Below are 22,248 nucleotides of genomic sequence, written 5' to 3'. Positions count from 1 at the left end.
GAACAAATTTGTCGTGATTATTCTATAGTGACAGGTAAATTATTTTTGCCGCTTTTTCTGGCTGATAAATTGTGCAATAAGACCAATAATAACAACCAGAATTGCAACGTAAAGTAATCCATTAATCAACCAGGCGGCAAGGCGAAAAACATTGCTCAATACCCAAGCGATGATGACCAGGACTGCGATACTGTAAATTAATTTAGTAAAAGACATATACACATTGTATCATTTACCATTGTTACTGTCTATTGAATCATCTACCGCTAGCTAAGCATATTGTCAAACCACCCCTTACTATAGCAGTCCCGAAAATTCCAAGCTCCAGGACTTTCGGTCTTGTAACTCCAGTATAACCAGGCATCAACGTTTGCTGGTACGGCAAGTTGCGATTGGCAGTGATAATATTCGGTACTATCGCTGGCAACACCTGGTGGCAGGGCAGCACTCCATTCGCCAATGATCAGCGGTTGCTGACGGGAGTAATTGCGGTATTCGCCAGACCGTTGGTCAAGCATCTGACGGTGGTGAGTTAGCGATGTCGCTTGATTGTCCGTATCGGAGAAGCACTGATAATGATGTATATCTAGCGTATTAGACCCGACGCGACCCGACCACCAAGCTGGCTGGTAGCAATCAGATGTCACGATGCGCACATGGGGCGGTAATTTACTACGCAATGTTCGACTAGTTTGACGTGTCCACCACCACAACTGCCATCGTTCACGTCGGGTGTTCACCAGCGGTTCATTGAGCAGTTCGACGCCCCATAGGGCTGGATGCTCGCCGTACTCATTGGTGATATCCAGTAGTATTTGCGTAGTTTTTTGTTGATTGGTGCGACGATACCATTGAACGTTACCGGTATTGCCGCTACCGCTGTGGTCACTGGTATTTTGGGCACCAGGCGCAGCGTGCAGGTCGAGTAGTACCTGTAAATCATACTGCCGAGCCATGTCCATCAACCAGTCAATCTGCGGCTTTGCCGATAGATACGGCGGCTGATCATCAAGCGCCCAGTAGCCAATCGGCAGTCTTAGTAGTCGTATACCAGCTTGCGCCAGCCACTTGATATCAGCTTCCTGGATGAATGTTTGTCGATGCTGCTGGATGCGCGCCTGGCCGTCTACGGTTTGAGACAGTTCATATTCGTTGGTCGCATCTGTTCCGGCAAATACGCTTGGCGTCATCCATCGTTCAAGCACCAGCCAACCGCCCAGATTGACACCGGGCATGGCAGGCGAGGAGGAGTGATGGCTCATATTTCTACTGTATCATGAATAATCTGGATTTTCTTCCAAAATAGATGGCTGGAGGGTTATAGTCGAACACCTAACCAAGACGCTAAAATATCACCAGCAAAGTAAGCCAAACCAGCTGCAATCGCCCCAAGGAGTAACGTGATGCCTGCAGACTGCCAAGGTGATTGTTTGCTGACTTTACCTTTGATGAAGCCAATTGCTAAGAACGTTGCCGCAGTTAGTGCCGAGCTAATGTAGAATAATACCGTGTTTGGTACTTTTAAGTTTGCAATTACGTCAATCAAATATGGCAATACTGGTACGCTGCCGACCATCACGAAAGCTAAGAATGTTACTGCGCCTATGATCTTTGGGGATGAGCGTTTTTGGGTGTCGCGTACAGATTCTCCGTGTTCTGCACTTGCTGCTAAATATGCGCTAGAGCCCATTGAGAATCCGTCGGCTATTAAATTAGCAATTCCTAATATAAGAATGACTGAACTGGATATTCCAGCTCCAGCTGAAGCTGCCACGACTGCAAATGTCGTTACTGTGCCGTCAACTGCGCCATAAACAAATTCCGGTATGTATCGTTTGAAAAAATCTCGCATAACCATACCAGTTTATCATATTATTAACGATTAGCGGACACCTCTATTGACAATTTAATAAGCTTATGCTATAGTGAAATAGTTAGATTATCTAATACAAACAATTTAACAAGCATGCTAAAATAAACATAGCAAATATAAACTTTTACAGAAAGGTAAAGCGTGGAGGATATCCAAACAGCCATCGTTTTATTATCAATCATCGTAGGATTGTTGTCGGTTATTATCGTAACGCTACTGGCAGTGGTCATCGCCTTGTTGGTAAGACTTAATACGGTCGTGAAAAGCGTTAGTAAAATTACAACTAACGTAGCTAGTGCAACCGAATGGTTGTCGCCAACAAAAGTTTTTAGTGAAATATCAGGTTTATTTCGTAAAAAATAATTAAAAAAGGAGTAAATATATGAAAAAAGTTTTAGCAATTATCGGAGCGGTAGCAGCAGGTTTTACAGCTGGAATTTTAACTGCACCAAAGAGCGGCAAGGAAACAAGGAAAGACTTGAAGGATAAGGCTGTAAAAATGAAAGCCGACACTGAAAAGGTAGCTTGCAAAGCGACTGCCGCAGCAAAAGATAGCTTAAGTTCGTTAAAAGCTGGTTCTCAGAAAGTTGGAGATGCTGTAGCAGAAACCGCAAAAGATGTTAAGGGTAATGTCGAAAAACGTTTCAAGTAATATTTGACTCTATTCAAGAAGACGTGAGATAATATAAGTGATGAAAAAAGTTACTTTCTATCTCGCGTCTTTTTTGATTGCTTCTAGTTTGTTAGTGATGCCACGGGCAGTTGAGGCTCAGTCTGTCGATGCTACGGCTGATTCTGAGATTATAAAAACGCTTGATCGAAACTGTAGTTCCGTAAGAGTTGCTATTAAAAACATCCATACCAATGACGCTCTAACTAGGGTAAATGTTGGACAGAGATATAATTCTATTTCTACCAAACTTATGGCCAGGCTGAACGGTCGATTGGCAATCAATAAGCTGGACAGTTCAAAGTTGGTGAACATTACTAATGAATTCGAGTCAACGAGACTTAAGTTTAATAGCAATTACAACGATTACGACACTGCTATGGCTGATCTTCAGCGTGCAAATTGCTCTAATAATGTGGCGGACTATTATCAAAAATTGACCGTCGCTCGCGAGGCTCGTAATAAACTTTCTGATGACGTCAAGGTTTTGGATGAACTATTAGTGAGATATAGAGAAGAGGTACAGGTTGTTAAAAATTCGCTATCTGGAGGGTCTAATGAATAAAGCAAAAGAATTGTTTTGTAGTTATAAGTTTGCTGCATTTATTGGGTTAACTATTGTAGTATCAGTTATTTTAGTGTCGATTGCGATGTTTAATTACTATAAAACCGATGCTTATCGATTAGATCTAAGTCGCCCAGAATATGCTTCTCGCCGTAATCAAATTAGCAAGGACGCGAATGAAAAAAGTCATGAATTTGATGCGCAAGGTTCAGTGAGTAAGGATACGTTGAAGGAATTTTTGGTAATCTATGATAAAGAAGTGGAGAGTGTGAATAAAATCAAAGCATTTTCCAATGATGTGTTAAGTGATAAAGAGCTGGGACTTACTAATAACTAGTAGTTTATTTTTTAATTATTGAAGTAGGTGTTGGTAGTGTTGCTAGAAGAACACCTTCGCGATCAAAGTTCTGTAGTAATCGATGTCGCATTTCGGAGGTTACAGACCATTGATCGGAGGGTTGAGTTTTTCCGGCAATAATTAATTCTGTCCCTCGCCCGGTAATATCACCAACTGAAACAAATTTAGGTGGATCGATAATTTTCTTTTGCCAAGCCTTTTCTTTAGCCAATTCTTGACCAGTAGTGTTAATGATGTCTGTAACTGCAGAAATGTCAGAACTTGGGTCGATATAAATACTGAAGCGCGACATACTATAGCCCATAGTCTTATTGATAACGTGCTGAATCGTGCCATTTGGAACATAGTGAACGTTACCCTCAGAATCGCGTATAACTGTGGTACGAGTGCCAATTCTTTCAACTGTACCAGCAGCACCCATAACGTCAACAACGTCGCCGACGCGATATTGATTTTCGGCAATGATGAATATGCCAGAGAGGAAGTCTTTAACAAGAGATTGAGCGCCAAATCCTAGTGCCACACCAACTATGCCGGCGCTAGCAAATAGAGGTGATAGATCAAATAAGAATAGTTTATTGGCGATGATTGCGGCGACATAAAAAATTATTATGATTCGCCAGAAACTACGGGTTAATTGAACGAGCGTATTTTCGCGTTTTTCTACATCTTTGCGGTGCCAAGCTCGGTGTTTGGCTGTTGAGCGAATAAAGTAATGGATAGTCCAAGATAATAGATATTTTCCAAGAAAATAAACAAAAACAGAGCCGATAATAATGCTGACTGTGTCGACAATACGCTCACTAATTAACCATCCAAGGTTATTGCCATGTAGCCATTGACCTAACGTAGAAGAATCTAAGAACTGTTTTATAAGCTTATCCATTATTGATTTAGTATAATAGAAAATATGAGTTTTGTCGATCCGAATCAATTTATTATCACCAGAAAACGTAAGAAGTATAAATTCGCTTTATTCCACAATTCACCTCTATGTTTTGAGCTTGACGAGTGGATAAAACGGGAAGTCGATTGTTTGGAAATCGGTGCTGGAACTGGACTATTCAACGTGGAGCTTGCATTGCGTCATCCTGAAAAGACGTTTTTAGCAATTGACGTGAAAGGTGATCGATTACAAAAGGGTGCGAAAATTGCCGAGGAAAAGGGGTTAGAAAATGTGTTTTTTGTTCGAGCACGGGCTGACCAAATAGACCAATTAGTAGAACAGAATTCTTTGGGGCAAATTTGGGTAACATTTCCTGATCCGTTCCCGAGGAAGCATAGCGCTGGGCGTCGCTTGACTCATCCTAATTTTTTGAAGAAGTATTCTTCATTGCTAAAATCGGACGGATCTCTATTAATTAAACACGACGATCACAATTTTTTCTGTTGGAGCTTGGAGCAATTGGTGGCAGAAAAATGGCAAATTAAAGAGTTGAGTTTTGATCTTCATGAATCCGCGCTAAATGACGAATATAAAATAATGACGACTTACGAGCAAAGGTGGATTGGTGAAGGAAAAACTATTAATTTCGTAAGAACTACCCGCTAATAAATGAAAGGAATATTATGCAATTTAACGACTACTCAACTAAAGCAATTTCTACTTTAACAGATAAAGATTCTCATAAATATGGTGATGTTGACGCGAGGTTGATGGCGCAGATATTGGGATTAAGTGGTGAGTCTGGCGAGATTATGGAGAAATTTAAGAAAATCTTACGTGATAAAAATGGAAAAATTTCAGAAGACGATAGGGACGCGATAATAAAAGAGCTCGGTGATGTTTTGTGGTATGTTAATTCTGTGGCTCATTTGCTTGACTGTAGTCTGGAAGAAGTGGCTCGCAGAAATAATGATAAACTGTTTAGCCGTCAGAGTCGGGGGAAGATTCACGGCAGCGGCGATGATCGCTAATTTTTAGATAATTGCTCGCGAATCCATCCGTCGATTGTGCCAGCGCCCATACATAGGACAAGCTTGCCAGAGTTCATTGCTGCGGTTATTTCTTGCCATAAACCATCGTCTAATTCGGCAAAATGAACTTTTTCTTTGTCAATATTTTTAGCAAGTTGTTGCGGCGTTAAAATTGGCAAATCTGGATTTTCTCTAGTTAAGTAAGTTGGCAGCCAGTAAATTTCGTTAGCATCATGAAAAATATTGTCAATGTATTGGTCTATTATTTCGTGCTGGCGAACATTTTGGTGTGGCTGATAAACTAGGACTACATCGTTTGACAGTTCTTTAGCCATCTGTAATGTTGCTTGAATTTCAACCGGGTGATGTCCGTAGTCAGAGTATAGATTTTCGGCGAGCTTTTCAAAACGTCGTCCTGAGCCGGGGAAGGAGTTTATTGCTTGATATATTTCTGACTCCTCCGCATCCACTCCGATATTCTTCAAAGCTTCGATCACCAAAGTAGCGTTCTTTCGGTTGTGCTCGCCGGGCAGAGTGATGTTTTTATTGGAATCGTACAAGATTGTTAGATTTTTCTCATCAAATATGGCGGAATTTTCTTGCCACGCGATAACTTTTTTAGATTTTTCACCGAATTCACAGAAGGCGTCTAAGTAAGATTCTTTTGTTGGATATGTGTCTGGGTGGTCGTAATCAACAGATGTGATAAGGCTGATTTCTGGAGAAAAATGCAAAAAGTTGCGGTCAAATTCATCACACTCGTATACGAAAAATTGGCTATTTTTATCAAACATTCCGCTCGGTCCAAAGCTTAAAGTCGAACCCACGGAATAACTGACAGGAATTTGCAATTGCTCCATTGTCCAAACTAGCAAGCTCGTTGTTGTGGTTTTTCCGTGGGTGCCAGCGACCGCGATAAGTTTCAGGTTTTTATCGGCGATTATTTGCGCTAATAATTCGTCGCGCTTGCTGGTTTTTATGCCTAATTTTCGCGCCAAGACTAATTCTGGGTGATTTTCTGGTAAAGCAGCGGTGTAAATAAACCAATCAAATGGTGATTTATCGTGCTCTGATTGCAAGAACGCGCCAGATTGATCAAAAGAAATAGGAATTCCGGCTGACTCTAATTCGTTTGTGATTAGACTTGGTGATTTGTCGGAGCCGCAAACATCATATCCAGCCTCTAAAGCAATTCTACTCAGTGGTCCAATACCAACGCCGCCAATTCCTGAAAAATAAATTCGCATACAAATATTATACCACCGCAGTGGTAACAATATTCACGTCATTGGGATAATTTGCTATACTAAAATCATAGATAAGGTGGTGGGATGGCTATAGACAAGAAGAAAACCAAGTTCAGAATTAAGCGACTCAGTCAGATTAAGACTTGGCAGTTGGTTATTTTATTGATTATGTCTGGTTTTATTTCGGCAACTTTTTTGAGGCTGAATAATGTTGGTATGGTCGAGCGACGAGAATCTGTAGAAAATGCAGATAAGGCTGGAGATATAGTCAATCTTCAGCAGCGACTATACGATTTGCAGCGTTATGTATCTACACATATGAACGCTGATCCAGGAAAGATTGCACTGGATCATACGTATAAACAAATGTATGACCGGAAGCTGAAAGAGTTCGAGGAGGAGATAAAAAATCAGTCTAACAATGATACTGTGTCGAAAGTTAGGGCTGTCTGTGATGCTAGGGCGCAGCAAGGCGGTTACGGCCGATTTACGACACAGGCGGATCCGAGGTATATCAGTTGTATTAATGAGGAGTGGGCAAAATATCCTGCCGCGAAAGCCGCTAACTTGCAGTTTGAAGCGCCTTCAACTGAGCCGTATTATCATACTTTCATCTCGCCGATATGGTCAGCTGATTATGCGGGGTGGTCTCTTTTGGTGACGATATTCATTGCCATGATTATTGTAATGAGGTTGGTTGTTCTGGGGATATTAAAGTTGATGCTTAGACGACAAAATAAGCTTTTTTAGCTTGACAGGGGTGATATAGAGATAGTAATCTATATAGGTATATCATTAATAGGAGGTATATAACCAAATGGCTTATAAACATACCAACTCAAAGGGCATCACATATTACTTGCATAAGACTGACGTAACTTTGCGCGGTGGCAAGACTCAAACTATTTACTTCTTCGCTAAGGTTGAGAAGAATGAAAAGGGTACACCATGTGATCTACCAGAAGATCGTATTGTGAAAGAAAACCCACGCAACGGCTTTTTGACAATTTCTAAGAAAAAATAGTCCTTTGCTTGCACCATAAGCGCGTTTGGTGATATAGTAGAACCAAACAAACAGGTGCCATAACTCCTCTGTAAAAAGCAGGGGAGTTTTTTTGCGGGGTTGATTATTTATGGATATTGTGGTATAATAGCTACTGTATGAAGTCGAAGACGGTTGAAGTGTTGGAGCTTGCTAGACCGAACAGAGCGGGCATTATTGATGTTGTTGATTCGGACGGTAATGTTGTGCCGCTGGATTATTCAGGTGAAGATTTTGCTCCTGATGTGAATAGTTATAGCGGTAAAGATTTTACGAAGAGAAATAGAATTATAGTTGAGATGTGTGATCTTTTCGGCAGGATTCGTCGTCGTGCTGGCTTTGCCGAATATCATAGAGGTCGTGGCAACTATGATCGAGCTCGTCGCATAGAAAGAAACAGGGGTAGTGATATTTCTGAAGTCGGCAGACTTGCTATAAATGCTTGTGAATCATGTCCACTTAAGCTTGATTGTGAACTGTATGGTAAATTAGGGGAGGCTGTTCTAAATGATGTTTTGGATTATAAAAAAGTTCGCACAGCCACATCTCTGACTAAAGCAGGCAAGAAACGTTCGGGTTGGAATAAGGGTTGCATAGATAATGATGCGTAAAGAAAAAGCCCCCTTCTGAATGAAGAGGGATTTTTCTTGGTGGCGGGGGTAGGATTTGAACCTACGACCTTTTGGTTATGAGCCAAACGAGCTACCAGGCTGCTCTACCCCGCGATACATAATTATGATATCAGCTTAACGTGATAATTGCAATACCTTAGCGTTTATGACTATTGCCGCCAAATAGAAAGTTCATCCATTGCTGAAAGTTGCTGTCGGTCTGTTTCGTGTTTGATGCGAATTTTTGTGCAGGCGTGGAGTTCTCAAATGACTGGGTGACGAGCTGTTTTTCGCCAGGTAAACCTTTCCCCGTGCGCTGTCTAATAGTCAATTCTTGATACTCTTCGCTTTGATAATATTTCGATTCGTATTCCAGTAGAGCGACTTGCAATTTTTCTATTTCCACTTGCTGGCGTTTGTCGTCAATAGAGCGTTGTAATTCGTAGTTTTTCTGCATTGACTCAATAGAGCCCCAGGCCCAACTCATAGCAATTAAAATCGCAGCAGCAATAACGACATTATTTAGAGTTAAATAGTCATGCTGTATTCTGTAGATTAATCGTTTGAGTTTTAATTTGTTCATTTTTGCAAATTTAATACCTACCACATAATATTGTAGCAGGAATGGTAAAAATATTCATCTTATGATTATCAAATTCAGACTGTGGTGGGGGCGGCTGGGATCGAACCAGCGACCAATCGGTTATGAGCCGACTGCTCTAACCCCTGAGCTACGCCCCCGTGAGACTTATTATAGCGCATCAGAGGTAATTATAGAAGTTTTCCAGCGGCAATTCGCACGGCTTCTGACCAAGAAGTAAAACAGTGCGGAGTGGACGCTAGTTCTTCGCTGGTAATTTTATGTCGAACGGCCAGGGCTAGCTCGGCTGCCATATCGCTAGCATGTGGTCCGACAATTGTTCCACCTACGACAACTCGCTTCTTATCAACGATCAATTTCACAAAACCTATTCGCTGGTCGGTAATGTTGCTGCGTACGGTAGTTGTGAGCGGAACAGTTGCTATTTTTGCGCTTATTCCTTTCATCTTACAATCGTATTCATTCATTCCAATTTGAGCTATTTCTGGCTGAGTAAATGCAACTTGTAGGCGTGGGGAATCATTGAATTTAATCTTATTGTTATGTAGCAAATTATGAGCCGCAATACGACTCTGCGCTAAAGCTGTGTGAGTTTGGATATTAGCGTCAGTTACATTTCCTGCGGCAAAAATATGTCGAGCGGAAGTTTGCAGGGAAGAATTAACCAAAATGCCATTCTCGGTATATTTTACGCCAGCGTTCTCTAAGCCTAAATCTGTTGCAGGCAATTGTTGGCCGGCAATTAGAATCTCATCAACGCGCACAGATTTTTCTATTCGCCCTTGCAGAAAGGTAACACGCTTTTGTATGGACGATTTCTGTATGGCGATAATCTTAGTGCGAGCTAAGATTGAAATATTGCGATTTTTTGCGTCATTCGCAACCAAAGTGCTGACTTCTGGGTCAAATGTTGATAATATTCTGGATGATTTCTCTGCTACGTAGACTTTTGTTCCTAGGGTAGAGAAGATGTGCGCCAATTCTAGTGCTGTAACTCCCGCACCAACAATGAACATGGTTTTTGGTGGGCGCTTCAAGCTAAAAATAGTTTTTGGAGTATGATGAGAAGCGGTATTTAATCCAGGTATTTCTGGAATTTGCCAATCAGATCCAGTTGCAATGAGAAATTTGCGAGCGGACAAATGTCTGCGATTGACGGCGATTTCATTCGGACTCAAGAAATGTGCATTGCCAGCAAAAACACTAATGCCTTGCTTTTCGTAATAATAGCGATTACCACCAGCTCCAGTTCTCTTTATAACTTTGTCTTTCCAGGAGAGTAGAGAAGGGTAATTATATCCAATCAATTTAGTGCGCAGCCCAAATTTAGCGGCATCTTTGGCTGTTTGATAAACATTAAGAGCATGAGTTAAAAATCCAGTTGGTACATCTCCCCAGTTTGGTGATTCCCCGCCGAATGTTGATTTTTCTACAACAGCAACTTTTTTTCCGGCACTTGCTAATATGTTGGCTGCAGGTGAACCGCCAGCACCACTACCAATTACGATATAGTCATAGTCAAAAGTCGGTTTTTGCGACATTAAATCTCCTAAATTATGGTTTTATAATTTTTATATAAATAGGCTGCGTCAGGATGTAGAGTTTTCATAATGCGTTGTGCTTGGCGGCGGATATCGGTAGAGGTTATTTCTGGGTGAGTTTCGCACCAATTCATAACACCCAAAGTGACGGTTTTTGCGATATCTTGAGCTTGACCTTCTGGTGTACGAACGCTTAGGCAAGTAGCAATTATGGAATTATGGAGCTTGTCTGGGCTAAACTCCTCCGGCGGTCGCTTTCCTTGTTTGATAACGTCAATTTGACCTGACTTTACCATAAATTGCCTCCGTAGCTGATAACGCCAATAACGCGGTCGACGAATAGGAACGCTGCCAAAATTAATAAGCTACCACCGCTGGCGAATTGCAAAAATCTCTTATGATCTTCTCTCCAACGTTGTAAATTAGAGATGCTGCGTCCGCTGCCGATCAGGATGATAACGACAAACAATGGTAGTGCAGATACAATGACGTAGATTGCTATACTGATGATTTGCAAGAAGGGGTTTGGTAGGGTGATAATAGCCAGACTGGCGGCTATAATTGGCGCGATAATAAATATGATTTCTGCAATAACACTAATTATTCCCAGGGCAAAGCTTTCTATGGAATTTTTGGTTTTTTTGGTGCGCTTGTTTAAATATTCTGCAAAATTGCGTGGAAGCCATAATGAAGTTCCTGGTTGTCTTCGAAAGTAGAATGCCCAAATTGCGATTCCTAATCCAAACATCATCCCTGAAGAGACGGCGGCAACGAGCTGCTCTGCGCTGGTAACGTGGTGGATGAATAGTGATAAGAAATAGGAAATTGAGCTGATAAGTAACAAGGTGATCATTGCGACTCCAAGTACAAAACTGTTGCTCATACGAAAAATTTTTCTCTGGGCAGTTTTTTTGCCAATTGAATGTCCGCTAAGTAACGTTAAAACACTGACGCTAAGCTGAAAACTGGCGTGAATAATCGCTGCAAAAATTATGGTGGCCAGTGACGAGATTGTTACGGGGGTCATTTTTGTGTATAAATCCTTCCCTACCAGTGTACCACAAGCGGAATGAAAAGGTAAATAATGACCGAAAAAGGTATTGCTTTTTTGTCAAATTTATGATAGTATAAAGACAGTTAAATAATTAACACAAAAAAGGAAAAATATGGAAATCAATACCAGTGAATTAGCTGAATTTTTAGAAGTAACCCGAAAAAAGGATTTAGCAACGTGGGAGCGTCAGCGTAATTCATGGGAATTGGATAGTTTTGTGTCGCGACGATTGGCAGCTTTGGATGGTGTCCAATCTGAGGAGGTTGAGCTAATTTAGTGTCTATAAAAATTCCCCGTCGTATCGACGAGGAAAGATAATTTCTGGTAGCACCGGGTGGACCCGAACCACCGACCTCAGGCTTATGAGTCCTGCGCTCTAACCAGCTGAGCTACGGTGCCACACTGCATTGATTGTAACAGATAGTATAAAATTTGCCAAATACGTTTTAGGTAAATTGTGAGATAATGGATATGTGAGATATATTATCGCAGTCAGTGGTGGGATTGATTCGGTAGTTTTGCTGGATTTGATGTCGCGAACGGAAAAAGATTTGGTGGTCGCTCATTTTGACCACGGAATTCGTGAGGAATCGGCGAGTGATGCTAGATTTGTCGAGGCTTTAGCTGATAGATATAAAATACAATTTGTTTGTCGACGCGAAAAGCTAGGGGCTGATGCCAGTGAAGAATTGGCACGCCAAAGGCGGTATGAATTTTTACGTGGCGTGGCGACGGATTTTGGTGGCGTGATAGTAACGGCGCATCATCGAGATGACATTGTTGAAACTGTAGCAATGAACCTTAAGCGCGGCTCCAGGTGGCGAGGCTTGGCGGGGATGAGTGATAGTCAAATAGTTAGACCGATGAATAGTTGGACGAAGCAGAGAATCTATGAATATGCAATTTGTCAGAAATTGGAATGGTGTGAAGATGAGACAAATCAAAGCGACTTGTATCAGAGGAATAAATTTAGGCGTAAGATAAATCGTGAGCTTGATGAATATCAGAAACTTGGAGTATATGAGGCGTGGCGAAAACAGAGAGAATTAAGAGGGGAAATTGAGCAGGAGATAGAGAAGTTTGATAGAGAAGTCCTGGGCCGGTATTTCTTGACGATGATAGATGATGATGTCGCACAAGAATTACTATATTATTACGTTTTACGACATTATAGTGTGTCGCTACTAGGCTCTCAATTGGAGCGTATGTTGATTGCTATAAAAACTGGAAGAGTTGGCTCTTGCTGGCAAGTTGGCGGCGGCATTGTGATGAAATTGACGCTAAGAAGTGTTATAATAAAGAGAGTTTGATTAGTATAGGCGAAAGGATTAGTTGAGAATGGCTGTTAAGATGCCTCAAAGAAATGGAAAGAATAGAATAAGTCAAATTTTACGATTTGGATTGTTTTGGGCAATTATAATTTTTGTAGCGTTAATTTTTTACGCAACACTCTTCCCCGCGTCAAATCTTAAAGATGTTGCATTATCTGATGTAGTGCGTCGAGCAAATGACGGTAAAATTGCTCAATTGGAGATTCAGGGAAATGATATTAAGATCACTCCAAAAGACCAATCAAAACCTACCGAGCATTCAGTTAAGGAATCTAGTAGCATTTATGAGCAGGGCTTGAACAAGGATGCTAAGGTTGAGGTGAAGGTTATTCCACCATCCACAACCGGCGAAACTATGTGGAATCTGGCTGTTATGGTTGTGCCTGTGTTGATTATCGTGATGTTCTTTATGTTTATGATGCGCCAAGCTCAGGGTCAAAATAATCAAGCTATGGGATTTGGCAAGAGTAAGGCTCGCCTGTACGGCCAAGACAAAGAAAAGGTTCTGTTTACGGATATCGCTGGAAATGATAACGCCAAGCAAGATCTACAGGAAGTTGTTGATTTCCTCAAGCATCCGAAGAAATATAAAGATTTGGGCGCAAAGATTCCAAAAGGCGTATTGTTAGTCGGTAATCCTGGTACGGGTAAGACAATGCTAGCCCGAGCTGTTGCTGGTGAGGCTGGCGTGCCATTCTTCTCAATTTCTGGTTCTGAATTTGTGGAAATGTTTGTTGGTGTTGGCGCTAGCCGAGTACGAGATCTATTTTCTAAGGCTAAGAAAAATGCTCCATGTATCATCTTCATTGATGAGATTGACGCCGTGGGACGTAAGCGTGGCTCTGGTATGGGTGGTGGTCATGATGAGCGTGAGCAAACTCTGAACCAGATTTTGGTAGAGATGGATGGTTTTGATGGCGAAACGAACGTTATTGTTTTGGCGGCAACCAACCGAGCGGATGTTTTGGACCCAGCTTTGCTTCGACCTGGACGATTTGACCGACGTGTGAATATTACATTACCAGAACGCAAAGATCGTGAGGCAATTCTGAAAGTTCACTTTAAGAAAAAGCCAACTGACGAAACTGTTGATCTTGATAAACTAGCGGCAAAAACTGCTGGCTCATCTGGTGCGGACTTGGCAAATATGGCCAATGAGGCTGCAATCATCGCTGCACGTCGCAACAAGAAGAAGATTACGAATGACGAATTAACCGAGGCGTTTGAGCGTGTGGCAATTGGTCCAGAGCGCAAGACTAAGATAATGAACGATCACGAGAAAGAGTTGACTGCTTATCACGAAGCTGGCCACGCAATTGTTGGTCACGTCTTGCCTGATTCCGACCCAGTCCACAAGGTTACGATTATTCCACGTGGCGGTACCGGTGGAGTAACATGGTTCTTGCCGCCAGAAGATAAGAGTTACACAAATGTTTACGAGTTTAAGGATATTTTGGCTCGGGCAATGGGTGGACGAATCGCTGAGCAATTGATTTATGGCGAAGACGGAATTACCACTGGCGCTGGTTCAGATTTGCGAAAGGCGACTGAAATTGCTCGCGATATGGTTATCGAGCAAGGAATGGGCGAGAGTCTTCGCGATCAAGTATTCCATGAAGATAATGGCGGCCTGATGTTTGATAAAATGACCAGAGAGCGTCCGTATTCTGATGAAACTGCCAAATTGATTGACCAAGAAGTTGCGCAGTTGATTACCGAAGCTAAGCAGCGCGCAATGCTAGTGTTGAAGGAAAATCGTTCATTCCTTGACAAGCTGGCTGAAGCCTTACTGAAGGATGAGACTTTGGAAGAATCTGAGGTCGATGAAATCCTTAAGGGCACAAAATTACCAAAAGAAGCTAAACTGCATTCGTAAAACACTATGGGGCGCGTTCGTAGTACGGTTACGAAAATAAATCAGCGGCTTAATGTGAAATTGGCTGCTACGATTCTGGCGGGCTCGACGTTGTTGTCGAGCTTGCTGGGGTTTTTTCGTGATCGTCTACTTAATTCCGCCTACATGCCAAGTGAAAACGGTGCGCTGGCGGGATATCCGGTTGGATTAGATGCCTACACTGCAGCTTTTATGGTGCCAGATTTTATGTTTGCAGTGCTGGTTTCTGGTGCGCTTAGCGTAACGTTTATCCCAGTATTTAATGAGCGGTGGGTTAAGGGTAATAAACAATCAGCTTGGCAAATTAGCTCAAGTATGATTAATTTTATGGCGCTAATCACCATGGCGGCGTCGGTGTTGATTATTATTTTCGCCGATCCGTTGATGAAGTATTTAATCGCACCTGGTCTGAGTGAGTCTGGTCATGCTTTGGCGGTTAGTATGATGCAAGTAATCGCAGTGAATCCGTTTATCTTTGCGGTTGCGGCGGTGATTGCTAGTATTCAGCAGGCAGTTGGACGATTTATGTTCTGTGCGCTGGCACCAATGCTGTATAACGTCGGTATTATTATTGGTACGGTGTGGTTTACCGGCGGCGTCAATTTATTCGGCTGGCAGATTTTTGATGGTGGCATTATGGGTGTGGCGTTAGGCGTGGTTTTGGGTTCGTTTCTGCAATTGATTGTTAGCGCAGTTGGTTTGGCTGGGCTTGGGTTTGATTACAATTTCAAAATTTATTGGCGGAATAAGGGATTTAGGAAAGTTTTATCTTTACTGCCGGCACGTTCTGTTGACCAAGGAATGGATTATGTAGTTAGCTTGGTTGAGGTAAATTTGGCTTCGCGCTTGGCCGATGGAACGGTTAGGGCGTACCAGCAGGCTTTAACTCTTCATATGATGCCGATCAATCTTATTGGCGTGGCGATTTCAAATGCCGCCTTTCCTCAATTGACTGAGCATTTGGGCGAAGGTCGAAATGACCTATTTCAAAAAGACCTACGTTCTCTGCTGAGAATTATTTTTTGGATGGCACTTCCGGTGTCGGTGGTGATTTTCTTTACCAGGGGATACGTCGTGCATTTTATCCGCAATGGTGGCAATCAACTAATCGCGGGAATTTTGGGCTGCCTAGTTGTGGCGATTTTATTCCGAACTATTTATCACATGGCCGCGCGAGCATTTTACGCCCGCCAAGACACGAAAACTCCGCTGTATATTTCAATTTTCTCGATTACTTTGAATATCATCTTAGCAATCGTCCTATCAATGGTCTTGAAAATGGGTGCATATGGATTGGCTTGGGCACAATCGACAGTGGCGGTTTTGGAGGTGGTTGTTCTTTTGGCGGTTATGAATCGTCAAATGCCAAAATTATTCGATATGACGTTTGTGCGAGCGATTTTTAAGATGATAATTGCCGGTACTATTACGGGAGTGGTTTGTTATATTGCCGTGCTAATTATGCCGTTTCGTTATCATGACGACAGTTTCTTTAGCGCTTTTCCGAAATTTGTTATCATTTCATTGGTCAGTTTTGGCGCGTATGCCGCGGCTTCAAAGTGGCTAAAATTGCCAGAAATTGACCCGATTCTTGCACGATTGAAAAAAGTATTATTTGGGCGATTGGAGTTTAAGGGCTAATGGAAAATATTCGGAATTTTTGTATTATTGCTCATATTGATCACGGCAAGTCTACGCTGGCTGATCGAATGATGGAGATGACTGGGACGGTAGAAAAGCGCGAGATGAAGTCGCAATTGCTGGATTCGATGGATTTGGAGCGAGAAAAAGGAATCACTATTAAACTGGCGCCGGTGCGAATGCGATATAAAAATGTCGATCTGAATTTGATTGATACTCCGGGGCATGTCGATTTTAGCTATGAAGTTTCGCGTAGCTTGCAGGCTTGCGAGGGCGCGATATTGGTGGTAGATGCTAGTCAGGGAATTCAGGCGCAAACATTGTCGAATGTTTACTTGGCGATGGAGCAGGATTTGACAATTATTCCGGTGTTAAATAAGGTTGATTTGCCGGCCGCCGATATACCGCGCGTATCCAGGCAAGTCATTAATTTGTTGGGCTGCGACGAGAGCGAGATTATTCATATTTCTGCTAAAACTGGTCAAAACGTAGATAAGGTTTTGGATGCGGTTGTTGAGCGAATCCCGGCGCCAGTTGGCGAGGTTGATGGTCCAACTAGGGCGCTGATTTTTGATAGCTATTATGACGATTATCGTGGCGTGATTTTATATGTGCGGGTGGTTGACGGGCGAATTAAAAAGGGCGAATCTATCCGAATGATGGCGACTGGCGCAGATGGACTAGCTCTGGAAGTCGGTCATCTTAACCCAGCCATGCAACCCGACCCTTCGCTTGAAACTGGCGAAATTGGCTATATTGTGACGAACCTGAAAACGACACGCGAGGCGCGGGTTGGCGATACGGTAACACTGGGGAGATATTTTAATTAAGATTAAAAAGGGAAACCACGAATCTACAAACAATAAGCTTAACTGAATTTTTTTGGCGTTGGTTCGTAGTATTGACGCGTATGATTGCTGAAATCAGTTTCCTTACCAGATTTGGCATAGCATTTATTCGACAAAACTCATTAAGTCTCTTAATAAAGAAATCAAACGTCAAACGAAATAGAAGGTTCTTTTTCCTAACGAGGAGGCTCTGGAACGTTACTTAGTTACTTTGTTTGAAGACTCTACTAGAGTGTTTACACAAAATTATTGACAGCATCTTTTCCTTTATAATATAATAAAACCTCATGAGATATTATATGTCTAAACAAAAAATTAATCGCTTTGTCGGATCTATTGGAGCTTTTATTGGGATCCTTGTCTTTATTGCATATATTCCACAAATTATCGCTAACCTACAAGGAGAAAAAGCTCAACCATTCCAACCACTATTCGCAGCAGTTTCTTGTTTAATTTGGGTAATCTATGGTTGGACAAAAGAACCTAAAAAAGACTGGATCCTCATCATTCCCAATGCAGCGGGAGTGATATTAGGCGGTTTAACTTTTATTACTTCTTTATAAAAGTTATATAAACAAAACCAGCAACTTCATAAAAAAGTTGCTGGTAGAGATTTTGGACTATCACAGGAAAAAATATTTAACCAAAGTGATATATTGTTTGATAAATCAGAGTATAATAGTAATTAAAAATAGGATTGGATAGCGAGCAGATTCTTGCTTCCTGCTATGTTTATATTCCATCAAGTGTAAGTTAATTAAGATTAAAGAAGGAAAAACCATGAATCCACAAACAATCAGCTTAACTGAATTACAAAAACACCTCGATCAAACATGTAAAGAGAAGGGGTGGGACAAAAATTCTGTCACTGAAGTATTCTTATTGTTTACTGAGGAAGTTGGCGAGCTAGCAAAAGCAGTTCGCAAAGAGACGGGATTTAAGGGCGAGAAAAAGCCTGACAATCACGACAATCTGCGCGAGGAGTTTGCGGACGTACTGAATTATTTGATGGAATTGGCAAATCGGTTTGACGTCAATTTGGCGGAAGTGTATTTTGAGAAGCACAAGATCAACCAGACGCGGCAGTGGAAATAGTGCATATTAGTATTGAAAAGCGTAGATTAGATAAGATAATAAAATGCGCGGGTTGGTGATACAGTAACGCTGGGGAAATATTTTAATTAAGATGAGCGACTTGCCGCCAATCAGATTTGCTAATGGAGCTTGCCTTGTTGCAAACGAAGTGACGGCTCCTTCTGGAGTGAAGAGAATAGTTTTTGGAGATGATCCAGAAAAACCCATGGCTCGTCTTGGCTATAGAGAAGTTGGCAGGAAGGCTTGTTTTGCGGGTATGCTATTTAAGAATGCCCCAGATGAATATAAGGCGGGTACGTCAATATTGTCATACTTTTTTGAAACAGCAATTCCTGAATTGGGACTTCACCCGGGGGAAACTTCAAAAATACATAAACCTGTTATTGCTTTACTTCTGGCTAGATATGGGTTGGAAGCTGACACAACTTCGGAATATTGGTCTCGTGCTGGGCTATTGGTGCAACGAGTAGGAATATCAAGGAAACATACTCAGCTACATTTCTGTGAAGGAAACGAAGAAGAATTCGAGAGCGAGCAATATCAAAGATTTTATGATATTGTGCCAAATAGAGAATTGCCGTTCTTATATCCTTTAAAATCTCCTTCAAAGCAGGTTGATATACATACTTCGTATACTCCATAGTCACAAAACCTTGCCAATACAACGGAAATGAGCGTTTAACACAACTGTCTAGTTGTAAAGAATGGTATAATTGTTAGTGAATGTCTAAGGCGATTGTCAAACCACTTCCAGGTTATAAAGAAGTTAAGCCGTTTGTTTATGCGGGGTTTTTCCCGGTGTCCAACGAAGACTACAATGACCTGAAAGAGGCAATTGAAAAGTTGAGTCTGAGCGATTCGGCGTTGCAGTTTGAGCCGGAAAATTCGCCAGTACTGGGCTACGGTGTGCGAATTGGATTTTTGGGTCTGCTTCATATGGACATTATTCGCGAACGACTAGAGCGTGAGTATAATTTGGATTTGATTGTTACGAATCCGAGTACTGATTATCAAGTTAGTCTGACGAATGGCGAGGAATTGGATATTAAATCCGCCAGCGAATTGCCCGACCCAGCGCAGATAAAAGAGATTCGCGAACCATGGATTGATGGCGAAATTGTCGTGCCACAGGATTACATAGGCGCGGTGATTCAGTTGATTGTGGGCAAGCGTGGTCGCCAGAAAAACCTGAGTTACATTGACGAGCGGGCGCTGATTTCATTTGCGGCGCCTCTTGCGAATTTATTAACGGATTTTTATGACCAATTGAAATCTATTACCAGTGGCTACGGTTCGTTTAATTATGAGTTGGCGGATTATCAAGTGGAAGATTTGGTGCGCGTCGATTTTTATGTGGCAGGCGAAATGGTTGATTCGTTGAGTGTAATGTGTCATCGGTCAGAATCTCAACATTTGGGGCGTGAGATTGTTAAGAAATTGAAAGAAGTTGTGCCGCGTCAGAGTTTTGAGGTTTCATTGCAAGCGGCAATTGGCGGTAAATTTATTGCCAGGGAAAATATCGGCGCTTATCGAAAAGACGTTACGGGCTATCTTTACGGCGGCGATGTCAGTCGTAAAAAGAAGCTTCTCGCCAAGCAGGCACGCGGTAAAAAACGAATGAAACGCTTTGGTAAAGTTGACATACCGAGTGAGGCATTTATGGTGATGCTAAAAAGGGACTAATTGTGAAAAGATCTATTGTTTATATTGATATGGATAGCGTTTTAGTGGACTTCAAATCTGCTTAATAAAAATATTGCCTGAGTCGATTGATGAGTTTACTGGTCGGCTTATTCGTTTTGGAAGTTCTGAATTTCCCAATTGGCAATCCGTACTTGATGAGTTATTATAGGTAAATATTATGCCAAGTATTGAAGATCTTATTGTAAATTATCAGCCAACTGAACCAACAATTGAGTTGGTTAAAAGTACGAAAATTGCGCTACTTGCGGGAATTTCTGGTGCGGGCAAAGACACAATAAAAAAACAATTGCTGAAGTCACCGGAGTTTCGTGATATTGTTTCTCATACTACGCGTGCGCCACGCACAAATAATGGATGTGCCGAGCAAGATGGAATTGATTATCACTTTATTGATTCGCAAACTGCCGAAAATATGCTACAAAATAATGAATTCATCGAGGCAAAGTTTGTTCACGGTACGGTTTATGGGACGTCAGTGGCTGAGTTAAAATTAGCGCACGATCAGAACCGCGTGGCAATTACCGACATTGACGTTCAGGGTGTGGAGGAATATGAGCGACTGGCGCCAGATAGTATTGCGATTTTCATTGTACCGCCAAATAGTCGAACTTGGATTGAGCGATTAAAAAAGCGTTACGCAACTGAAGAAGATTTTCAAGCAGAGTGGCCGAAGCGTCATGCCTCGGCGGTAAAAGAGTTGGCTTACGCGCTTGAAGTTCCGTATTATCACGTGATTATCAATGACGATTTGGAGCGAGCAATTCGAGTGACCGAGGAAATTATTTTACGCGGCGACGTGTTTAAGCGTCAAGATGACGAGGCGCGTTTAGTGGCTCGAAATCTCCTCAATGATATAATTAATCTATGAGTTCAGTAAAAACTCCAAAAAAAATAGCAGCCAGGCAAGATCGTTCCTCGAAGACCTTGGCTACATTGTTAGACCAATCCTTTTTTATCTTTGCAGGTTTGGCGTCGTTTTGGTTGGCGTGGTTGGTACTTAGAGAAGGTTGGGCGACGGGCGGCTGGTGGCTGGTTGGCTTATTCTTTGTTGTGTGGATAATTGTGGCGTATTTGGCGCTACCTAGGCTTCATCGAATTTTGAGCAATATGTATGTACCGAACTATTTTATCGGCAGGACACGAACAGCAGATGGAGTATTAAGTGATCCTGTAAATTTGAGCGTGCGCGGTTCGGAAGAAAAACTTCACAAAGCAATGACTGAGGCTGGCTGGGTTTTGGCGGATGATATAACTCCGAGATCGGCATGGAAAATGGCATTTACGGTGCTGAGTGGTCGTAGTTATCCGAATGCTCCGGTGTCGCCAGCATTTCTATTTGGTAGGCGACAAGACTTTGCTTATCAGCAAGAGGTTGACGGTAATCCAAGGCGTCGTCATCATGTTAGGTTTTGGCGATGCCCAAGTGGCTGGCTTCTTCCTGGTGGTCATCGGGTTGATTGGCTGGCGGCTGGTACATATGATAAGAGTGTTGGCTTTTCTTTGTTTACTTTTCAGTTCACACATAAAATTGATGAGAATATTGATATCGAACGGGATTATATTATTGAGTCTGTTAAGAGTAGTAATAAAAATATTAGAATAACGATATTAAAGGATTTTTCAACGGGTTATCATTCGCGCAACGGTTTCGGAGATTCCATTCGCACTGATGGTGATTTGCCAATTTTGGAAGTCGGTAGGATAAAGACTGACAGTAATGTCACGGCTTCAACGCGGCTCGGAGTGATTATGGATGGCACAATTTATGATCGTCATCCGCGGAATCACGAAACTTTATTGGAAGATCTTTGGAGTCGCCGACCACCGCAGATTTTAATTGGCAGTGGGCTGATGATTTTGGCGTCTCTATTTACAATTGGGCAAATGTTGGTGGACTTTTCTAGCTGGCCGACAACTTTAGTGCAGGTTGCAAATATTGACGGAATTGATATAAATGCCGCGAATACTATGTTGTCAATGATGGCTGGTTTTAATGTGTTGTTGGTCGTGGCGGAAATCGTGTTGGTTGGGATGTTACTTCGAGGAAGTAGTCGGGCGCGAATCTCACTACTTTCTGTGGCGACATTGGCTATTGTCACCGAATCTTTATCCGTGACAATTGGGCGAATTAATGCGTCGATTATGCTGCTTTTGACTTCAATTGGCGTACATATTATGATCATGATGTTATTCTCTTCAGATGCAGCGCGCTACTTTACGGAAAGACGATAAGGCTTGGCACTCTGCTTGTATGAG

The 22,248-nt window shown here is 42.0% G+C and carries 28 protein-coding genes, 3 tRNA genes and 2 pseudogenes; 21 read left to right on the top strand and 12 right to left on the bottom strand.

Annotated features, from left to right (window positions below):
- Nucleotides 1-39 precede the first annotated feature (39 nt).
- The 3 genes from LR957_RS03020 to LR957_RS03010 form a co-directional block, all read right to left on the bottom strand.
- A complete protein-coding gene (locus LR957_RS03020; protein WP_232272865.1) occupies nucleotides 40-216 on the bottom strand; it encodes a hypothetical protein in 177 nt (58 codons plus the stop codon).
- 50 nt (nucleotides 217-266) lie between these two features.
- Entirely contained in the window at nucleotides 267-1,205 is a 939-nt protein-coding gene (locus tag LR957_RS03015; RefSeq protein ID WP_232272864.1) for a cellulase family glycosylhydrolase, read from the bottom strand.
- A gap of 113 nt (nucleotides 1,206-1,318) precedes the next feature.
- A complete protein-coding gene (locus LR957_RS03010) occupies nucleotides 1,319-1,858 on the bottom strand; it encodes a VIT1/CCC1 transporter family protein (RefSeq protein WP_232272863.1) in 540 nt (179 codons plus the stop codon).
- Nucleotides 1,859-2,014: 156 nt separating this feature from the next.
- Here LR957_RS03010 and LR957_RS03005 point away from each other — a divergent pair, with 156 nt between their 5' ends.
- Genes LR957_RS03005 through LR957_RS02990 form a run of 4 tightly spaced genes read left to right on the top strand, consistent with a single transcriptional unit; the run spans nucleotide 2,015 to nucleotide 3,445 of the window.
- A complete protein-coding gene (locus LR957_RS03005) occupies nucleotides 2,015-2,236 on the top strand; it encodes a hypothetical protein (RefSeq protein ID WP_232272862.1) in 222 nt (73 codons plus the stop codon).
- A gap of 19 nt (nucleotides 2,237-2,255) precedes the next feature.
- Complete coding sequence (locus LR957_RS03000; RefSeq protein WP_129631738.1) at nucleotides 2,256-2,525, top strand: YtxH domain-containing protein; 270 nt, start codon at nucleotides 2,256-2,258, stop codon at nucleotides 2,523-2,525.
- 40 nt (nucleotides 2,526-2,565) lie between these two features.
- A complete protein-coding gene (locus LR957_RS02995; RefSeq protein ID WP_232272861.1) occupies nucleotides 2,566-3,108 on the top strand; it encodes a hypothetical protein in 543 nt (180 codons plus the stop codon).
- On the top strand, nucleotides 3,101-3,445 hold the full coding sequence (locus LR957_RS02990; protein ID WP_232272860.1) for a hypothetical protein: 345 nt from the start codon (nucleotides 3,101-3,103) through the stop codon (nucleotides 3,443-3,445). The genes LR957_RS02995 and LR957_RS02990 overlap by 8 nt, the downstream gene beginning before the upstream one ends.
- Nucleotides 3,446-3,449: 4 nt before the next feature.
- On the opposite strand, the gene LR957_RS02985 is transcribed toward LR957_RS02990, so the two are convergent.
- Complete coding sequence (locus LR957_RS02985; RefSeq protein WP_232272859.1) at nucleotides 3,450-4,352, bottom strand: mechanosensitive ion channel family protein; 903 nt, start codon at nucleotides 4,350-4,352, stop codon at nucleotides 3,450-3,452.
- 24 nt (nucleotides 4,353-4,376) lie between these two features.
- Here LR957_RS02985 and trmB point away from each other — a divergent pair, with 24 nt between their 5' ends.
- Together trmB and LR957_RS02975 are read left to right on the top strand one after the other, a co-directional pair.
- Entirely contained in the window at nucleotides 4,377-5,018 is a 642-nt protein-coding gene (trmB, locus tag LR957_RS02980) for a tRNA (guanosine(46)-N7)-methyltransferase TrmB (protein WP_232272858.1), read from the top strand.
- Nucleotides 5,019-5,035: 17 nt separating this feature from the next.
- The gene (locus LR957_RS02975) at nucleotides 5,036-5,383 is read left to right on the top strand and encodes a nucleoside triphosphate pyrophosphohydrolase family protein (RefSeq protein WP_232272857.1); all 348 of its coding nucleotides are present in this window, start codon (nucleotides 5,036-5,038) and stop codon (nucleotides 5,381-5,383) included.
- Here the strand turns inward: LR957_RS02975 and LR957_RS02970 are convergent.
- Nucleotides 5,380-6,630 carry a UDP-N-acetylmuramate--L-alanine ligase gene (locus tag LR957_RS02970; RefSeq protein ID WP_232272856.1) on the bottom strand — a complete coding sequence of 417 codons (1,251 nt, stop codon included), beginning with the start codon at nucleotides 6,628-6,630 and terminating at the stop codon, nucleotides 5,380-5,382. The genes LR957_RS02975 and LR957_RS02970 overlap by 4 nt on opposite strands.
- Nucleotides 6,631-6,714: 84 nt before the next feature.
- Between LR957_RS02970 and LR957_RS02965 the strand changes: the two genes are divergently transcribed.
- The 3 genes from LR957_RS02965 to LR957_RS02955 all read left to right on the top strand — a co-directional run bounded on the left by LR957_RS02965 (nucleotide 6,715) and on the right by LR957_RS02955 (nucleotide 8,283).
- On the top strand, nucleotides 6,715-7,380 hold the full coding sequence (locus LR957_RS02965; RefSeq protein WP_232272855.1) for a hypothetical protein: 666 nt from the start codon (nucleotides 6,715-6,717) through the stop codon (nucleotides 7,378-7,380).
- Nucleotides 7,381-7,447: 67 nt separating this feature from the next.
- On the top strand, nucleotides 7,448-7,654 hold the full coding sequence (locus LR957_RS02960; RefSeq protein WP_082001355.1) for a hypothetical protein: 207 nt from the start codon (nucleotides 7,448-7,450) through the stop codon (nucleotides 7,652-7,654).
- A gap of 137 nt (nucleotides 7,655-7,791) precedes the next feature.
- Entirely contained in the window at nucleotides 7,792-8,283 is a 492-nt protein-coding gene (locus LR957_RS02955) for a hypothetical protein (protein WP_232272854.1), read from the top strand.
- A 37-nt stretch (nucleotides 8,284-8,320) separates the two neighbouring features.
- On the opposite strand, the gene LR957_RS02950 is transcribed toward LR957_RS02955, so the two are convergent.
- From LR957_RS02950 to LR957_RS02925, 6 genes are all read right to left on the bottom strand, one after another.
- Nucleotides 8,321-8,397 (bottom strand) — tRNA-Met (locus LR957_RS02950).
- Nucleotides 8,398-8,440: 43 nt separating this feature from the next.
- Nucleotides 8,441-8,890, bottom strand: a complete 450-nt coding sequence (locus LR957_RS02945; RefSeq protein ID WP_232272853.1) for a hypothetical protein — start codon at nucleotides 8,888-8,890, stop codon at nucleotides 8,441-8,443.
- A gap of 58 nt (nucleotides 8,891-8,948) precedes the next feature.
- A tRNA-Ile gene (locus LR957_RS02940) sits at nucleotides 8,949-9,024 on the bottom strand.
- A gap of 30 nt (nucleotides 9,025-9,054) precedes the next feature.
- A complete protein-coding gene (locus tag LR957_RS02935; protein ID WP_232272852.1) occupies nucleotides 9,055-10,425 on the bottom strand; it encodes a dihydrolipoyl dehydrogenase family protein in 1,371 nt (456 codons plus the stop codon).
- An 8-nt stretch (nucleotides 10,426-10,433) separates the two neighbouring features.
- On the bottom strand, nucleotides 10,434-10,721 hold the full coding sequence (locus tag LR957_RS02930) for a hypothetical protein (protein ID WP_232272851.1): 288 nt from the start codon (nucleotides 10,719-10,721) through the stop codon (nucleotides 10,434-10,436).
- Nucleotides 10,715-11,452: a hypothetical protein gene (locus LR957_RS02925; protein ID WP_232272850.1), complete on the bottom strand. Its 738-nt coding sequence runs from the start codon at nucleotides 11,450-11,452 to the stop codon at nucleotides 10,715-10,717. Before LR957_RS02925 ends, LR957_RS02930 begins: the two co-directional genes overlap by 7 nt.
- A gap of 139 nt (nucleotides 11,453-11,591) precedes the next feature.
- On the opposite strand from LR957_RS02925, the gene LR957_RS02920 reads away from it, so the two are divergent.
- The gene (locus LR957_RS02920) at nucleotides 11,592-11,756 is read left to right on the top strand and encodes a hypothetical protein (protein WP_232272849.1); all 165 of its coding nucleotides are present in this window, start codon (nucleotides 11,592-11,594) and stop codon (nucleotides 11,754-11,756) included.
- Nucleotides 11,757-11,801: 45 nt separating this feature from the next.
- Here the strand turns inward: LR957_RS02920 and LR957_RS02915 are convergent.
- Nucleotides 11,802-11,878 (bottom strand) — tRNA-Met (locus tag LR957_RS02915).
- Nucleotides 11,879-11,952: 74 nt separating this feature from the next.
- Here LR957_RS02915 and tilS point away from each other — a divergent pair.
- From tilS to LR957_RS02860, 11 genes and pseudogenes are all read left to right on the top strand, one after another.
- Nucleotides 11,953-12,789 carry a tRNA lysidine(34) synthetase TilS gene (tilS, locus tag LR957_RS02910; protein WP_232272848.1) on the top strand — a complete coding sequence of 279 codons (837 nt, stop codon included), beginning with the start codon at nucleotides 11,953-11,955 and terminating at the stop codon, nucleotides 12,787-12,789.
- A 28-nt stretch (nucleotides 12,790-12,817) separates the two neighbouring features.
- On the top strand, nucleotides 12,818-14,686 hold the full coding sequence (ftsH, locus tag LR957_RS02905) for an ATP-dependent zinc metalloprotease FtsH (protein ID WP_232272847.1): 1,869 nt from the start codon (nucleotides 12,818-12,820) through the stop codon (nucleotides 14,684-14,686).
- 6 nt (nucleotides 14,687-14,692) lie between these two features.
- Nucleotides 14,693-16,345 (top strand): murein biosynthesis integral membrane protein MurJ, encoded by a 1,653-nt coding sequence (gene murJ, locus LR957_RS02900; protein ID WP_232272846.1) that lies wholly within the window; start codon nucleotides 14,693-14,695, stop codon nucleotides 16,343-16,345.
- Nucleotides 16,345-17,157, top strand: a pseudogene (locus tag LR957_RS02895) (GTP-binding protein); the annotation flags it as partial. The gene murJ and the pseudogene LR957_RS02895, both read left to right, overlap by 1 nt.
- Before the next feature lie 112 nt (nucleotides 17,158-17,269).
- Nucleotides 17,270-17,446: pseudogene (locus LR957_RS02890) on the top strand (transposase); the annotation flags it as partial.
- A gap of 46 nt (nucleotides 17,447-17,492) precedes the next feature.
- Nucleotides 17,493-17,756: a SemiSWEET family transporter gene (locus tag LR957_RS02885; RefSeq protein ID WP_061582780.1), complete on the top strand. Its 264-nt coding sequence runs from the start codon at nucleotides 17,493-17,495 to the stop codon at nucleotides 17,754-17,756.
- Nucleotides 17,757-17,973: 217 nt separating this feature from the next.
- A complete protein-coding gene (locus LR957_RS02880) occupies nucleotides 17,974-18,288 on the top strand; it encodes a dUTP diphosphatase (protein WP_129744686.1) in 315 nt (104 codons plus the stop codon).
- Nucleotides 18,289-18,379: 91 nt separating this feature from the next.
- The gene (locus LR957_RS02875; protein WP_232272844.1) at nucleotides 18,380-18,931 is read left to right on the top strand and encodes a hypothetical protein; all 552 of its coding nucleotides are present in this window, start codon (nucleotides 18,380-18,382) and stop codon (nucleotides 18,929-18,931) included.
- 80 nt (nucleotides 18,932-19,011) lie between these two features.
- Nucleotides 19,012-19,971, top strand: a complete 960-nt coding sequence (locus LR957_RS02870) for an elongation factor 4 family protein (protein ID WP_232272843.1) — start codon at nucleotides 19,012-19,014, stop codon at nucleotides 19,969-19,971.
- 178 nt (nucleotides 19,972-20,149) lie between these two features.
- Nucleotides 20,150-20,860: a guanylate kinase gene (locus tag LR957_RS02865; protein ID WP_232272842.1), complete on the top strand. Its 711-nt coding sequence runs from the start codon at nucleotides 20,150-20,152 to the stop codon at nucleotides 20,858-20,860.
- The gene (locus LR957_RS02860) at nucleotides 20,857-22,224 is read left to right on the top strand and encodes an LssY C-terminal domain-containing protein (protein ID WP_232272841.1); all 1,368 of its coding nucleotides are present in this window, start codon (nucleotides 20,857-20,859) and stop codon (nucleotides 22,222-22,224) included. The genes LR957_RS02865 and LR957_RS02860 overlap by 4 nt, the downstream gene beginning before the upstream one ends.
- Nucleotides 22,225-22,248: the final 24 nt, after the last annotated feature.

The organism is Candidatus Nanosynbacter sp. HMT-352, assembly GCF_021222645.1.
Lineage (GTDB): Bacteria > Patescibacteriota > Saccharimonadia > Saccharimonadales > Saccharimonadaceae > Nanosynbacter.
The sequence above is the reverse complement of the archived record's forward strand: the minus strand, read 5'-3'. Positions and strand labels throughout refer to the sequence as shown.

Coding starts and splice junctions, on each gene's coding strand:
- LR957_RS02885 (WP_061582780.1), top strand. CDS start 17,493: ATGTCTAAACAAAAAATTAATCGCTTTGTCGGATCTATTGGAGCTTTT.
- LR957_RS02985 (WP_232272859.1), bottom strand. CDS start 4,352: ATGGATAAGCTTATAAAACAGTTCTTAGATTCTTCTACGTTAGGTCAA.
- LR957_RS02880 (WP_129744686.1), top strand. CDS start 17,974: ATGAATCCACAAACAATCAGCTTAACTGAATTACAAAAACACCTCGAT.
- LR957_RS03000 (WP_129631738.1), top strand. CDS start 2,256: ATGAAAAAAGTTTTAGCAATTATCGGAGCGGTAGCAGCAGGTTTTACA.
- LR957_RS02955 (WP_232272854.1), top strand. CDS start 7,792: ATGAAGTCGAAGACGGTTGAAGTGTTGGAGCTTGCTAGACCGAACAGA.
- LR957_RS02875 (WP_232272844.1), top strand. CDS start 18,380: ATGAGCGACTTGCCGCCAATCAGATTTGCTAATGGAGCTTGCCTTGTT.
- LR957_RS02920 (WP_232272849.1), top strand. CDS start 11,592: ATGGAAATCAATACCAGTGAATTAGCTGAATTTTTAGAAGTAACCCGA.
- LR957_RS02925 (WP_232272850.1), bottom strand. CDS start 11,452: ATGACCCCCGTAACAATCTCGTCACTGGCCACCATAATTTTTGCAGCG.
- LR957_RS02930 (WP_232272851.1), bottom strand. CDS start 10,721: ATGGTAAAGTCAGGTCAAATTGACGTTATCAAACAAGGAAAGCGACCG.
- LR957_RS02975 (WP_232272857.1), top strand. CDS start 5,036: ATGCAATTTAACGACTACTCAACTAAAGCAATTTCTACTTTAACAGAT.
- trmB (WP_232272858.1), top strand. CDS start 4,377: ATGAGTTTTGTCGATCCGAATCAATTTATTATCACCAGAAAACGTAAG.
- LR957_RS03020 (WP_232272865.1), bottom strand. CDS start 216: ATGTCTTTTACTAAATTAATTTACAGTATCGCAGTCCTGGTCATCATC.
- LR957_RS03010 (WP_232272863.1), bottom strand. CDS start 1,858: ATGGTTATGCGAGATTTTTTCAAACGATACATACCGGAATTTGTTTAT.
- LR957_RS02865 (WP_232272842.1), top strand. CDS start 20,150: ATGCCAAGTATTGAAGATCTTATTGTAAATTATCAGCCAACTGAACCA.
- murJ (WP_232272846.1), top strand. CDS start 14,693: ATGGGGCGCGTTCGTAGTACGGTTACGAAAATAAATCAGCGGCTTAAT.
- LR957_RS02990 (WP_232272860.1), top strand. CDS start 3,101: ATGAATAAAGCAAAAGAATTGTTTTGTAGTTATAAGTTTGCTGCATTT.
- LR957_RS02960 (WP_082001355.1), top strand. CDS start 7,448: ATGGCTTATAAACATACCAACTCAAAGGGCATCACATATTACTTGCAT.
- LR957_RS02970 (WP_232272856.1), bottom strand. CDS start 6,630: ATGCGAATTTATTTTTCAGGAATTGGCGGCGTTGGTATTGGACCACTG.
- LR957_RS02860 (WP_232272841.1), top strand. CDS start 20,857: ATGAGTTCAGTAAAAACTCCAAAAAAAATAGCAGCCAGGCAAGATCGT.
- ftsH (WP_232272847.1), top strand. CDS start 12,818: ATGGCTGTTAAGATGCCTCAAAGAAATGGAAAGAATAGAATAAGTCAA.
- LR957_RS02870 (WP_232272843.1), top strand. CDS start 19,012: ATGTCTAAGGCGATTGTCAAACCACTTCCAGGTTATAAAGAAGTTAAG.
- LR957_RS02995 (WP_232272861.1), top strand. CDS start 2,566: ATGAAAAAAGTTACTTTCTATCTCGCGTCTTTTTTGATTGCTTCTAGT.
- LR957_RS02935 (WP_232272852.1), bottom strand. CDS start 10,425: ATGTCGCAAAAACCGACTTTTGACTATGACTATATCGTAATTGGTAGT.
- LR957_RS02965 (WP_232272855.1), top strand. CDS start 6,715: ATGGCTATAGACAAGAAGAAAACCAAGTTCAGAATTAAGCGACTCAGT.